This is a genomic window from Caulobacter hibisci, assembly GCF_016135805.1.
Lineage (GTDB): Bacteria > Pseudomonadota > Alphaproteobacteria > Caulobacterales > Caulobacteraceae > Caulobacter > Caulobacter hibisci.
Genome location: NZ_JADWOX010000009.1, coordinates 55,672 through 68,545 on the forward strand (window position 1 = coordinate 55,672; position 12,874 = coordinate 68,545).

Below are 12,874 nucleotides of genomic sequence, written 5' to 3' on the forward strand. Positions count from 1 at the left end.
AGGAAGGGAGAGGAGATCAGATCCCCCGGAACCCCAGCACCTGCTGCATGTCATAAATCCCCGGCGCCTTCCCCTGGGCCCACACCGCCGCGGCCACCGCGCCCCGCGCGAACAGGCCCCGGTCGATGGCCGAGTGCGAGATCGTCAGGCTCTCGCTCTCGCCGGCGAAGATCACGCTGTGCTCGCCGATGATGCCGCCGCCGCGCACGACGGAGAAGCCGATGGCGCCTTCCGTCCGCGCGCCGGTGACGCCGTCGCGGGCGCGGTCCTCGACCTCGGACAGCACCACGCCGCGCCCCTCGGCGGCGGCCTGGCCCAGCATCAGGGCGGTGCCCGAGGGGGCGTCGATCTTGCGCTTGTGGTGGGCCTCGAAGACCTCGATGTCCCAGTCGCTGGCCGGCAGGGCGGTGGCGGCCTGGCGCACCAGGCCCATCAGCATGTTGACGCCCAGCGAGAAATTGCCCGAGCGGACGATCGTCACGCTCTCGGCGGCCTTGGCCAGCCGCGCGTCCTGCTCGGCGTTGAAACCCGTGGAGCCGATGATCAGCGCGATCCCGCCGCCGGCGGCCGCGATGGTCTCGGCCAGCGCCACCGAAGCCTCGGGGATGGTGAAGTCGATGATCGCCTGCGCGCCGGCCAAAGCGCTCTCCAGCGCCACGAGGCCCTCGTCCTCCGCGCCCGGGCGGTCGAAGCGGGCCACGGTCGTCGCGTCGGCGCGGCCTTCCAGCGTGGCGGCCACGGCCTTGCCCATGCGGCCCAGGGCTCCGGCGACGGCGATCCTGACGGGGGAAGAGGACACGGGCTTTATCTCCACGAAACGTGCCTGCGCCTCGTCGCCCACGCCCCGTTCCGGGTCAACGGTTTTGTCCCGCAAGCTTCCGCCAGGGCAGCGTCCCACATGCAGCAACCCCAATCCCAACAAGCGTTTGTACCGCTACCATTCGATATTGTCCGGTTGTCGCGCCCCCGCCCCGTCGCTAGGCTGATCGGCATAAGGACGCGTCGCATCGTTCGGCGGGTCCATTTCAACTGGCTACGCAGGACAGGAAACGCGCCATGAGCGACGCGGAACGCAAGACCTTCACCGATGCGGAGGCCTTGGCCTTCCACCGCTATCCCCAGCCGGGGAAGCTGGCGGTGACCCCCACCAAGCCGATGGCGACCCAGCGCGACCTCAGCCTGGCCTATTCGCCGGGCGTGGCGGTGCCGGTGCACGCGATCGCGGCCGATCCCGACATGGCCTACGAGTACACCTCCAAGGGCAACCTGGTGGCGGTGATCTCCAACGGCACGGCGATCCTGGGCCTGGGCGACCTGGGGGCCCTGGCCTCCAAGCCGGTGATGGAAGGCAAGAGCGTGCTCTTCAAGCGCTTCGCCGACGTCGACAGCATCGACATCGAGGTCTCCACCAAGGACGCCGACGAGATCATCACCGTCGTCAAGAACATCGGCGTCACCTTCGGCGGCATCAATCTCGAGGACATCAAGAGCCCCGAATGCTTCCGCATCGAGACCGAGCTGCAGGAGCTGCTCGACATCCCGGTGTTCCACGACGACCAGCACGGCACGGCGATCATCTGCGCCGCCGGCCTGATCAACGCCTGCCACATCACCGGCAAGAACCTCGCCGACGTAAAGGTCGTGCTGAACGGCCCCGGCGCGGCCGGCATCGCCTCCATGGACCTGATCAAGGCCATGGGCGTGCGCCCCGAGAACGTCATCGCCTGCGACAGCAAGGGCGTGCTCTATCGCGGCCGCACCGAGGGCATGAACCAGTGGAAGAGCGCCCACGCGGTCGAGACCGACAAGCGCACCCTGGAAGAAGCCGTGGCAGGCGCCGACGTGCTGCTGGGCCTGTCGGCCAAGGGGGCCTTCACCCCGGCGATGATCGCCAGCATGGCGCCCAATCCGGTGATCTTCGCCATGGCCAATCCGGACCCGGAGATCACCCCGGAAGAGGTGCACGCCGTCCGCAAGGACGCGATCATGGGCACCGGCCGCAGCGACTATCCCAACCAGGTCAACAACGTCCTGGGCTTTCCCTACATCTTCCGCGGGGCGCTCGACGTGCGGGCCCGCCGCGTGAACCATGAGATGAAGATCGCCTGCGCCCAGGCCCTAGCCATGCTGGCCCGCGAGGACGTGCCCGACGAGGTGGCCGCCGCCTATCACGGCCGCCAGCTGAAGTTCGGCCCCAACTACATCATCCCCTCGGCCTTCGACCCGCGCCTGATCTGGTACGTGCCGCCGTTCGTGGCCCAGGCGGCCATGGACACGGGCGTGGCCCGCAAGCCGATCGCCGACATGGACGGCTATCGCCAGAGCCTGGCCCAGCGCCTCGACCCCACCGCCGGCTTCCTGCAGAAGATCGCCGGCTCGGTGATGGCCAATCCCAAGCGCATCGTCTTCGCCGAGGGCGAGGAGCCGTCGGTGATCCGCGCCGCCTACGCCTTCCAGACCGGCGGCTACGGCAAGGCCATCCTCTGCGGCCGCGAGAACCTGGTGCACGAGAACATGAAGCTCGTGGGCCTGGATCCCGAGACCGCGGGCCTGGAGATCCACAACGCCCGGCTTTCCGACCGCAATCCCGACTATGTCGACGCCCTCTACGCCCGCCTGCAGCGCCAGGGCTTCCTGCGCCGCGACGTCCAGCGCCTGATCAACCAGGACCGCAACAGCTTCGCCGCCTCGATGGTCACCCTGGGCGAGGCCGACGGCATGGTCACCGGCGTCACCCGCAGCTTCGACCAGGCCCTGGACGAGGTGCTGCGCGTCGTCGACCCGGCCCCGAACGGCCGGATCATGGGCATGTCGGTGGTGCTGGCCAAGGGCCGGACCATCTTCGTGGCCGACACCAACGTCACCGAACTGCCCGACGCCGACGAGCTGGTCGAGATCGCCTGCGAAGCCGCCCGCGCCGTCGCCCGCCTGGGCTTCAAGCCGCGCGTGGCCTTCATGAGCTACTCCACCTTCGGCAACCCGATGGGCGAGCGCTCCGACAAGGTCCGCGAGGCCGTCGCCACCCTCGACGAGATGGGCGTCGACTTCGAATACGAGGGCGAAATGCCGCCCGAACTGGCCCTGGATCCGGAAAAGCGGCTGAACTACCCGTTCATGCGCCTGACCGACAGCGCCAACATCCTGGTCATGCCAGCCATCCACGCCGCCTCGATCTCGACCAAACTCGTCCAGTCCCTGGGCGGCGCGACGGTGATCGGGCCGGTGCTGCTGGGCCTCTCCAAGTCGATCCAGATCTGCCCGCTGGGCGCTTCGGTGTCGAAGATCCTGAACATGGCGATGATGGCGGCTTACGATCAGCCGGTGGAGGCGGGGGAGTAGGCGAACAAGACGGCGGGGCCTTAAGCGCCCCGCCATCCCCACGCCGCAATTCGCGCCAAGGCTGTGCTTTCCAATCGCTCACCTGGAAACTCGCCATGGCTAGCACGCAGCAATTCGCCGCCTCTGCGTTGGCGGTCGCCCTGACGCTCGGGATCGCGGGCGGCGCGCAGGCCTGCCGGGTAAACCAGCCGCCGGAGGCGCGGGTGGCGCATGCCTATGACGCCGTGGTGCTGGCGCGGGTCGAGCGGGCCGCGCCGCTGGACGGCCGAGGCTGGCGGGCGCAAGCGACCGGGATCCAGGCCGTCGAGGGCGAAGTGGGCCCGGCGGCGACGGTGTTCGAGATCGGGCGGACGGGCGAACCAGCCGCCTGCGACGACGGCCAGGCGATCGCCGGGGTCGGCGAGACCTGGGCGCTCTATCTGTCGCGCAGGCCGGACGGCGGCTTCACGGTCAGCCAGTCCTATCCGCTTGACCTAGCGCGCCGGATCGATCCGCGCTTCCAGAAGCCCTAGGTCGCCAGGGCGAGGGCGAGCCCCGCCAGCAGGCCGCCGCAGACGACGCCGGCGGCGAAATGCAGGGTGCGGATCGATGGGGTCATGGCCGGGCCTCCAGGCTCGCGCCACCCTAGCATGGTCGCGACGCGGCCCTAAGCGATCGCGCCCCGGCTCGCGCCACCAACCACCGCCCGAGCCGCCGCGACGGTCAGCGCGTCCTCCACCAGCCCCGTCGGGGTCTGGCCATAGCGATGCAGCGCCGCCATCCGCAGGTCGAAGGTGACATAGGCCGCGACCAGGGCCGCCGTGGCGCCCAGCACGCCGCCGGCGAGCGCGCGGTTCCTCGGGGCCAGGGCCGCGCCGGCGATGCCGGCGGTGACCACGCGGGCCAGCAGGCCGGCCGGGACGATGCGGTCGGGGGCCGAGTGCAGCTTGTCGCCCCACAGCTCGGCGGCGGCCAAGGCCTTGGTCCCGGCGCTGACCAGCGGATGGCCCAGCCACGACGGCGCGCCGTTGTCGGCCGGCAGCTGGCCCTTGGCGGCCGCGTCGCTGACGGCAGCGAACGGGGTCAGGGCGCGGGCGCCGGCGGCGAGGCCGATCAGGAACGAGGCGAGCATGGCGGGGTGTCTCCGGGGCTGGGGCTGGGGCTGGGGCTGGGGTCTGGGGTGCAACACGCCGGGCCCGCCAAACGATCCCTCTCCCCTTGCGGGAGAGGGTGGCCCGCGCAGCGGGTCGGGTGAGGGGTCGAAAGTCCCGTCAGCCGCGAAAGCAGTTTGACCGGGCGCGCTCGTCGGACTTTTGAGAGACCCCTCATCCGACGGCTTTCAGCCGCCACCTTCTCCCGCAAGGGGAGAAGGATCATGTCTAGCGCCTCGCGTGCGAACGTGGCCATGATATCGCTCCCGCCGTTCGGAGCCCCCGCCCGCCCGATGATCGCGTCGCCTAGCCTGACCACGGCCCTGAAGCACGCGCCGCTGGGTATCGCCATCTTCGACCGCTCGATGCGCTACCTGGCCCATTCGAGCCAGTACCTGACCGACCAGGGGCTGTCGGCCGACCTGCCGCTGCTGGGGCGCGTCCACTACGAGGTGTTTCCCGAGATCCCCCGGCACTGGCGCGACCTGCACGCACGGGTGATCGAGGAGGGGGTCGAGCTGCGCGAGGACGTCGGCGACCGCTATGTCGACCGCGCCGGCCGGGTGGAGTGGATCCGCTGGTCGATGGCCCCCTGGCGCACCGACGACGGGGCGATCGGCGGGCTGGTGCTCTATACCGAGGTGGTCACCGCCGCCGTCGAGGCGCGCCTTCGGCTGGAAGCGGCGGAGGCCCGCTACAAGGCCGTGTTCGACCAGGCCTCGATGGGGGTGGCGCGGATCTCGCCGCGCGGCGCCTTCCAGGAGGTCAACGACCGCTTCTGCGCCATCACCCGCCATAGCCGCCAGCACCTGCTGGCCGGCAACGCCGCCGAGCTGATCGAGCCGGAGGACCTGCCCGGGGCCCAGGCCGAGGTGCGGGCCCTGCTGGCCCGGCGGATCGACACCTACGCCGCCGAGCGCCGCCTCCGGGCCGGCGACGGCGAGCTGCTGTGGATCCGCCTGACCGTCTCGCGGGTGCAGCCGCGCGGCCAGCCGGCCTATCTGGTGGCGATCATCGCCGACATCACCGTGCGCAAGCGGGTCGAGGCCGAGAAGGAACGCCACGAGGGCCAGCTGCGCCTGCTGATCAACGAGCTGAACCACCGCGTGAAGAACACCCTGGCCACGGTCCAGTCGATGGCCGCCCAGACCCTGCGCAACGAGCCCGACCCGGTCACCGCCTTCGAGAAGTTCGAGTCGCGCCTCTTGGGCCTGTCGCTGGCCCACGACGTCCTGACCCGCGAAAGCTGGCACGGGGCCGAACTGCGCGAGGTGGCCCAGCGGGCTCTGGCCCCGTTCACCGCCGCCGCCGGCCGGGTCAGCGTCGAGGGGCCGGCCTGCTTCCTGCCGCCGGGCGGGGCCCTGACCATGTCGCTGATCTTCCACGAGCTGGCCACCAACGCCCTGAAGTACGGCGGGCTGTCCAATGTCGACGGGACGGTGGCGGTGAACTGGAGCTTCGACCCCGTGGCGCGGGCCCTGTGCCTGACCTGGGTCGAGAGCGGCGGCCCGGTCGTCGACGCCCCGCCCGCCCGGCGCGGCTTCGGCTCGCGGCTGATCGAGCGCAGCCTGCGCGGCGAGCTGCGCGGCCAGGCGCGGATGGACTGGCGATCGGAGGGCCTGGTCTGCCGGCTAGAGGCCCAGGTCCCCGAACCGACCCCGCCCTCGCCGGAACTCGGCGTCGTCGCCAGCCTGGACGAACGGCGCTAAGGGGACCCCTGGCCGAGTTCCAGGAGTTCCAAAGAATGCAGCTGTCCGACCAGATCGTCCTCGTCACCGGCGCCGGCCGGGGCCTGGGGGCCGAGATCGCCCGCGCCTTCTCCCGCCAGGGCGCCCGCGTCGTGATCAACTACCGCACCAGCCAGGACGCCGCCGAGGCCCTGGCCGCCGAACTGGGCGGCGAGGGGCGCGCCATCGCCGTCCAGGCCGACGTCGCCGACCGCCCCGCCGTCGAGGCGATGTTCGCCGCCGCCAAGGCCGCCTTCGGCGGTCACGTGACCACCGTGGTCAACAACGCCCTCGACTACAGCTTCAACGGCGACGCCCGCGCCCAGCTGACCAGCATCGCCTGGGAGGACTTCGAGAAGCAGACCCTCACCGTGCTGAAGGGCGCGCTGAACGTCATCCAGGCCGCGGCCCCCGACATGACCGACGCCGGCTTCGGCCGCGTGATCAATGTCGGCACCAACCTGTTCCAGAACCCGGTCGTGCCCTATCACGACTATACGGCGGTCAAGGCCGCCCTGCTGTCGCTGACCCGCACGGCCTGCGGCGACCTCGGCCCGGCCGGCATCACCGTCAACATGGTCTCCGGCGGCCTGCTGCGCGTCACCGGCGCCAGCGCCGCCACGCCCGAGCCGGTCTTCGACCTGATCGCCGGCATGACCCCGCTGCGCTCGGTCACCACCCCGGCCGAATTCGCCGACGCCGTGCTGTTCTTCGCCAGCCCCTGGGCGCGGGCGGTGACGGGGCAGAACCTGGTGGTCGATGGCGGGCTGGTGCGGGACTGATCGGGGAGTCCTTTCGCCTCACTTTTTAGAAGTCATCGCCCGCTTCATGCGGGCGACCCAAGCCGAGCCAGCCACTTTCTGACGCGCCGCTTGGGTCGCCCGGACAGGCCGGGCGATGACCTCTGTAGGGGGTAGCTGGCCTGTCCGATCGAGGCGGAGGACTTGCACAACCGCCTTCCCCACCGTAACTCCCCCGCCATGACCACCAAGGCCAAGATCTGCGGGCTTTCGACGGCGGAGACGGTGAAGGCCGCCTTCGACGGCGGCGCGGCCTATCTGGGCTTCGTGTTCTTCGAAAAAAGCCCCCGCAACCTGACGCCCGAAGCCGCCGAGCGCCTCGTCGCGCCGATCCGCGGCAAGGGCGTCAAGACCGTGGCCGTCACCGTCGATCCCGACGACGCCCTGGTCGACCGGCTGATGGCCACGATGCGCCCCGACCTGATCCAGGTGCACGGCAAGGAGACCCCCGCCCGCGTCCGCGAGATCGCGCAGCGCAGCGGCGCCGGGGTGATCAAGGCCTTCTCCGTGTCCTCGTCGGCCGATGTCGACCAGGCCAAGGCGTACGAGACCGTCGCCGAGCAATTCCTGTTCGACGCCAAGCCGGTGGAAGGATCCGCCCTGCCCGGCGGCACCGGCGCAAGGTTCGACTGGAGCCTGCTGGAAGGCCGGCGATTTTCTCGCCCGCATTTCCTCGCCGGCGGGCTGGACCCGTGGAACGTGGCGCAGGCGGTCAAGGCCTCCGGGGCCCCGCTGGTGGACGTTTCCTCTGGCGTGGAACGCGGTCCGGGCCTAAAGGACCCGGCTCTGATCGCGGCGTTCCTCGACGCCGTCAAACGCGCCTAAAAGCCCGGAAGACCGATCTTGAACGCTCCTGTCTCGCCTGCCGAACGGCCTAACGACTGGTCCGCCTATCCCGACGCCAAGGGGCGCTTCGGCGACTATGGCGGCCTCTATGTGGCCGAGACCCTGATGCCGCTCGTGCTCGAGCTGGACCGGGCCTACACGGAAGCCAAGAACGATCCGGCGTTCCAGGCGGAGCTGCGCGGCTACCTGACCCACTATGTGGGCCGGCCGAGCCCGCTCTATTTCGCCGAGCGGCTGAGCCAGCATCTCGGCGGCGCCAAGATCTACTTCAAGCGCGAAGAGCTGAACCACACCGGCGCGCACAAGATCAACAACTGCATGGGTCAGATCCTGCTGGCCCAGCGCATGGGCAAGACCCGGATCATCGCCGAGACCGGCGCCGGCCAGCACGGCGTGGCCTCGGCCACCGTCACCGCCCGCTTCGGCCTGCCCTGCGTGGTCTATATGGGCGCCGTCGACGTCGCCCGGCAAAAGCCCAACGTCTTCCGCATGAACCTGCTCGGCGCCGAAGTGCGCCCGGTGACCTCGGGGGCGGCGACCCTCAAGGACGCCATGAACGAGGCCATGCGCGACTGGGTCACCAACGTCGAAGACACCTACTACATGATCGGCACCGCCGCCGGTCCCCACCCCTATCCGGCCATGGTCCGCGACTTCCAGGCGGTGATCGGCAGCGAGACCCGCGAGCAGATCCAGGAGCTGGAAGGCCGCCTGCCCGACGCCGTCGTCGCCTGCGTGGGCGGCGGTTCGAACGCCATCGGCATGTTCCACCCGTTCCTGGCCGACGAAAGCGTCAAGATCTATGGCGTCGAGGCCTCGGGCCACGGCCTGGAGACCGACAAGCACGCCGCGTCCCTGACCGGCGGTCGCCCGGGCGTGCTGCACGGCAACAAGACCTACCTGCTGCAGGACGACGACGGCCAGATCCTCGACGCCCACTCGATCAGCGCGGGCCTGGACTATCCGGGCATCGGGCCGGAGCACTCGTTCCTGCACGACATCGGCCGCGCCCAGTACCTGACCTGCACCGATGACGAGGCCCTGAAGGCCTTCCAGCTGTGCGCCGAGCTCGAGGGCATCATCCCCGCCCTGGAAAGCGCCCACGCCCTGGCCAAGCTGCCGCAGCTGGCCAAGGAGATCGGCGAGGGCGGGATCATCGTGCTCTGCCTGTCGGGCCGGGGCGACAAGGACATCTTCACCGTGGCGGACGCCCTGGGACGGACCATCTGATGAGCGTGACCAGCTATCGCGACGGCACCCGCCTGCAGCGCGCCTTCCAGCGGGAAAACGACCACCGCGCCCTGTTCATCGCCTACATCATGGCCGGCGACCCGGACCTGGAGACCTCGTTCGAGCTGCTGACGGGCCTGGCGGAACACGCCGACGTCATCGAGCTGGGCATGCCCTTCTCGGATCCGATGGCCGAGGGCCCGACCATCCAGCTGGCCTCGCAGCGCTCGCTGGCGGCCGGCACTAAGATGCGCGACGTGCTCGGCATCGTTCGCCGCTTCCGCGAGACCAACACGGTCACGCCGATCGTGCTGATGGGCTATCTGAACCCGGTGCTGTCCTACGGCTTCGAGGCCTTCGCCGATGACGCCTCGAACGCCGGCGCCGACGGGGTGATCATCGTCGACTGCCCGCCGGAAGAGGCCGACGCCCTGACCGACGCGCTGAACGGCGCCAAGATGGACCTGATCCGCCTGGCCACGCCGACGACCGACGACAAGCGTCTGCCGGCCGTGGTGCAGCGCACCTCGGGCTTCATCTACTACGTCTCGGTGGCCGGCGTGACCGGCGTCAAGGAAGCCGACGCCGACGCCGTGCGCAGCCCGGTGGAGCGCCTGCGGGCCGCTTCGGGCCTGCCGGTGGCGGTCGGTTTCGGCATCAAGACCCCCGAGCGCGCCGCCCAGGTGGCCCGCGTCGCCGACGGCGTCGTGGTCGGTTCGGCCCTGGTCGACGAAATCGCAGCGGCGGCCGCGTTGAACGAAAACGTGACCCAAAAGGTTCTTTCCAAGGCGTCGGAGCTGGCTAAGGCTGTGCGATCGGCGCGACTCGCAACGGTGTGAGGCTAAAGGCTATGGCGATGGCTGAACCCCAAGGCCCCAAGAAGGGCGACAAGACCAAGACCTCGACGGACCGTCGCGGCGGCTGGCTGTCCCGCATCGCGCCCGGCGTGCGCGGGGCCTTCGCCAAGCGCGAAACGCCCGAGAATCTGTGGGTCAAGTGCCCCGACACGGGCGAGATGATCTATCGCTCCGACCTGGAGGCGGCCCTGTGGGTCACCCCGGCCGGACGCCACATGCGCATCGGTCCCGAGGCGCGCTTCAAGTTCACCTTCGACGAAGGCCAGTACGAGTCCCTGCCGACCCCGTCGGTCGTGGAAGACCCGCTGAAGTTCTCGGACGGCAAGCCCTACAAGGATCGCCTGGCCGCCGCTCGCAAGAGCACCGGCGAGCAGGACGCCATGGCCATCGGCTACGGCAAGGTCGGCGGCGTCGACGCCGTCGTGCTGGTCCAGGACTTCGCCTTCATGGGCGGATCGCTGGGCATGGCCGCCGGCGAGGGCTTCATCGCCGCCGCCAAGGCCGCCCTGGCCCGTGAAGTCCCGCTGATCGCCTTCACCGCCGCCGGCGGCGCGCGCATGCAGGAAGGCGCCCTGTCGCTGATGCAGATGGCCCGCACCACCCTGGCCATCAACGAGCTCAACGACGCGGCCCTGCCCTATGTCGTGGTCCTCACCGACCCGACCACCGGCGGCGTCACCGCCTCCTACGCCATGCTGGGCGACGTCCACCTGGCCGAGCCGGGCGCCCTGATCGGCTTCGCCGGCCCGCGCGTCATCGAGCAGACCATCCGCGAGACCCTGCCGCCGGGCTTCCAGCGTTCGGAATACCTCGTCGAAAAGGGCATGGTCGACCGCGTCACCGCCCGCAAGGACCTGCCGTCCACCCTCGGCTCGATCCTCGGCACCCTGATGCTGGGCCGCGGCCGCAAGGCGGCTTAGAATTCGAAGATGCTCCCCCTCTGGGGGAGCTGTCGGCAAAGCCGACTGAGGGGGTGCGGCGCAGCCGCCTGACGGCGGCCCCCTCCACCCCTTCGGGGTCCCCCTCCCCCAGAGGGGGAGGATCTTGATCGCGAACCCATGACCGACCACCTCCGCGCCCACGACGCCGCGCTGGCGCGGCTGCAGGCCCTGCATCCCAAGCTGATCGACCTGTCGCTGGACCGCATGCGCCGGCTGTGCGCCGCTCTGGCCGACCCGCAGGACCGCCTGCCGCCGGTGATCCACGTGGCCGGCACCAACGGCAAGGGCTCGACGGTGGCCTATCTGCGCCACATGGCCGAGGCCGCCGGGCTGAAGGTGCACGTCTTCACCTCGCCCCACCTGGTGCGCTTCGTCGAGCGCATCCGCCTGGCCGGGACGCTGATCACCGAGGATCACCTGGCCGACGTGCTGGAGCGGGTCGAAGCCGCCAACGCCGGCGAGGCCATCACCTTCTTCGAGATCACCACGGCCGCGGCCTTTGTCGCCTTCGCCGAGACCCCCGCCGACCTGTGCATCGTCGAGGTCGGGCTGGGCGGCGTGCTCGACGCCACCAACGTCATCGCCGCGCCGGCGGTCAGCGTCATCGCCCCGATCGACATCGACCACCGCGAATTCCTGGGCGACACGATCGAACTGATCGCCGCCGAAAAGGCCGGGATCATCAAGCCCGGCGCCCCCGCCGTCAGCGCCCGCCAGCAGGACTCGGTCGACGGCGTGCTGGAGACCGCCGCCGCCCTGGCCGGGGTCGAGCTCACGCTCATGGGCCGCGAGTTCGACGCCTGGGAGGAACGCGGACGCCTGCTCGTCCAGACCCAGGACCGCCTGCTCGACCTGCCCGCCCCCGCCCTGCCCGGCGAGCACCAGTTCGCCAATGCAGGCCTGGCCGTCGCCGCCCTGCTGGCCCTGGACGACCCGAGGATCGACGAGGCGGCCATGGGCCGGGGAATTGCTGGCACGGTGTGGCCGGCCCGCTTCCAGCGGCTGACGGCCGGTCCCTACGCGGAGAAGGCTACGAGCGCCGGCGCCGACCTGTGGCTCGACGGCGGCCACAATCCTCACGCCGGCCGCGCCGTGGCCCGGGCCGTGGCCGATCTGGCCGCCCGTGACGGCCGCCCCGTGGCGCTGATCGCGGGCCTGCTGGCCAACAAGGACGCCACCGGCTTCTTCGGAGCCTTCCGGGGGATCGCGGCCAAGGTCTTCACCGTCACCTTCGAAGGCCACGCCGCCGCCAGCGCCGCCGAAACCGCCGCCGCCGCCGAACTGGCCGGCCTGCGCGCCTGCGCCTGCGTCGGGCTGGACGACGCGCTCAGCCGGGCGCTGGCGCTGGGTCCCGTGCCCCATGTGCTGATCTGCGGGTCGCTGTACCTGGCGGGCGAGGTGCTGGGCGCGAGCGAAGCGACCTGGCCGGTCTGAAGCCACCCCCTCCCGTCATTCCCGCCCTTGTGGCGGGAAACCCTCTGTCAGCCGCAAAAGGCTAGAGAGGCGACGTGCCGAGCACGTCGCTTGCGCCTCACGTGCACGCGGAACGAGGGATTCCCGCCACAAGGGCGGGAATGACGGGAGATTGGGGGACCTGAACTAGATTTCGGCGCGCAACCGCTTGGTCGCATCCACCGCTAGGTCAGGCGACAGACCCGCGAGTATCGACAGCATAGTCTCGAGAGCGACCGGCGAAAGGCGAACCAGGATAGCGTCGTTGATCCTGCCAGTGCGGTGCCAGATTTCGGCCAAGGACTCTCCGCAGGCGTCGGCCAATCCCTCGTAGATCGAGGCGTCGCAGGCGATCCGGGCCAGCGCATCCTCGACGCCATCGACGTCGTAGGCGGACAGATCCGTCGCCGCTTCTTCACGATCACCATGCGGGGCGGTCGGATCCATAAGGACGCCGATCAAACCCTGCGCAACCGCCGTCGGATCACGCACGGTCACCGGGAACCATCTGGTGCAGAACCTTGCCCAAAGAACCTTGAGGTCCATTCGCCC

At 70.2% G+C, this 12,874-nt stretch carries 12 protein-coding genes; 9 read left to right on the forward strand and 3 right to left on the reverse strand.

What is annotated here, in order from left to right; all coding sequences use genetic code 11:
- Positions 1-16: 16 nt before the first annotated feature.
- Positions 17-799 (reverse strand): 4-hydroxy-tetrahydrodipicolinate reductase, encoded by a 783-nt coding sequence (dapB, locus tag I4Q42_RS14035; protein WP_332873081.1) that lies wholly within the window; start codon positions 797-799, stop codon positions 17-19.
- A gap of 257 nt (positions 800-1,056) precedes the next feature.
- On the opposite strand from dapB, the gene I4Q42_RS14040 reads away from it, so the two are divergent.
- Together I4Q42_RS14040 and I4Q42_RS14045 are read left to right on the forward strand one after the other, a co-directional pair.
- Complete coding sequence (locus tag I4Q42_RS14040) at positions 1,057-3,339, forward strand: NADP-dependent malic enzyme (RefSeq protein ID WP_198576709.1); 2,283 nt, start codon at positions 1,057-1,059, stop codon at positions 3,337-3,339.
- A gap of 95 nt (positions 3,340-3,434) precedes the next feature.
- Positions 3,435-3,851, forward strand: coding sequence for a hypothetical protein (locus I4Q42_RS14045; RefSeq protein ID WP_198576710.1), 417 nt, complete (start codon positions 3,435-3,437; stop codon positions 3,849-3,851).
- 134 nt (positions 3,852-3,985) lie between these two features.
- Here the strand turns inward: I4Q42_RS14045 and I4Q42_RS14050 are convergent, their stop codons facing one another.
- Positions 3,986-4,450, reverse strand: a complete 465-nt coding sequence (locus tag I4Q42_RS14050; RefSeq protein WP_198576711.1) for a DUF4126 domain-containing protein — start codon at positions 4,448-4,450, stop codon at positions 3,986-3,988.
- A 312-nt stretch (positions 4,451-4,762) separates the two neighbouring features.
- Here I4Q42_RS14050 and I4Q42_RS14055 point away from each other — a divergent pair, with 312 nt between their 5' ends.
- From I4Q42_RS14055 to I4Q42_RS14085, 7 genes are all read left to right on the forward strand, one after another.
- A complete protein-coding gene (locus I4Q42_RS14055; protein ID WP_232793133.1) occupies positions 4,763-6,178 on the forward strand; it encodes a sensor histidine kinase in 1,416 nt (471 codons plus the stop codon).
- A 35-nt stretch (positions 6,179-6,213) separates the two neighbouring features.
- The gene (locus I4Q42_RS14060; RefSeq protein ID WP_198576713.1) at positions 6,214-6,978 is read left to right on the forward strand and encodes a 3-oxoacyl-ACP reductase; all 765 of its coding nucleotides are present in this window, start codon (positions 6,214-6,216) and stop codon (positions 6,976-6,978) included.
- 198 nt (positions 6,979-7,176) lie between these two features.
- Positions 7,177-7,821 carry a phosphoribosylanthranilate isomerase gene (locus tag I4Q42_RS14065; RefSeq protein WP_198576714.1) on the forward strand — a complete coding sequence of 215 codons (645 nt, stop codon included), beginning with the start codon at positions 7,177-7,179 and terminating at the stop codon, positions 7,819-7,821.
- 18 nt (positions 7,822-7,839) lie between these two features.
- Positions 7,840-9,072: a tryptophan synthase subunit beta gene (gene trpB / locus I4Q42_RS14070; RefSeq protein ID WP_198576715.1), complete on the forward strand. Its 1,233-nt coding sequence runs from the start codon at positions 7,840-7,842 to the stop codon at positions 9,070-9,072.
- Entirely contained in the window at positions 9,072-9,911 is an 840-nt protein-coding gene (gene trpA, locus I4Q42_RS14075) for a tryptophan synthase subunit alpha (RefSeq protein ID WP_198576716.1), read from the forward strand. Before trpB ends, trpA begins: the two co-directional genes overlap by 1 nt.
- An 11-nt stretch (positions 9,912-9,922) precedes the next feature.
- Positions 9,923-10,849, forward strand: coding sequence for an acetyl-CoA carboxylase carboxyltransferase subunit beta (locus I4Q42_RS14080; protein ID WP_198576717.1), 927 nt, complete (start codon positions 9,923-9,925; stop codon positions 10,847-10,849).
- Positions 10,850-10,987: 138 nt separating this feature from the next.
- Positions 10,988-12,304 carry a bifunctional folylpolyglutamate synthase/dihydrofolate synthase gene (locus I4Q42_RS14085; RefSeq protein ID WP_198576718.1) on the forward strand — a complete coding sequence of 439 codons (1,317 nt, stop codon included), beginning with the start codon at positions 10,988-10,990 and terminating at the stop codon, positions 12,302-12,304.
- A gap of 165 nt (positions 12,305-12,469) precedes the next feature.
- Here I4Q42_RS14085 and I4Q42_RS14090 read toward each other — a convergent pair whose 3' ends face one another.
- Entirely contained in the window at positions 12,470-12,868 is a 399-nt protein-coding gene (locus tag I4Q42_RS14090) for a hypothetical protein (RefSeq protein ID WP_198576719.1), read from the reverse strand.
- Between the last annotated feature and the right edge of the window lie 6 nt (positions 12,869-12,874).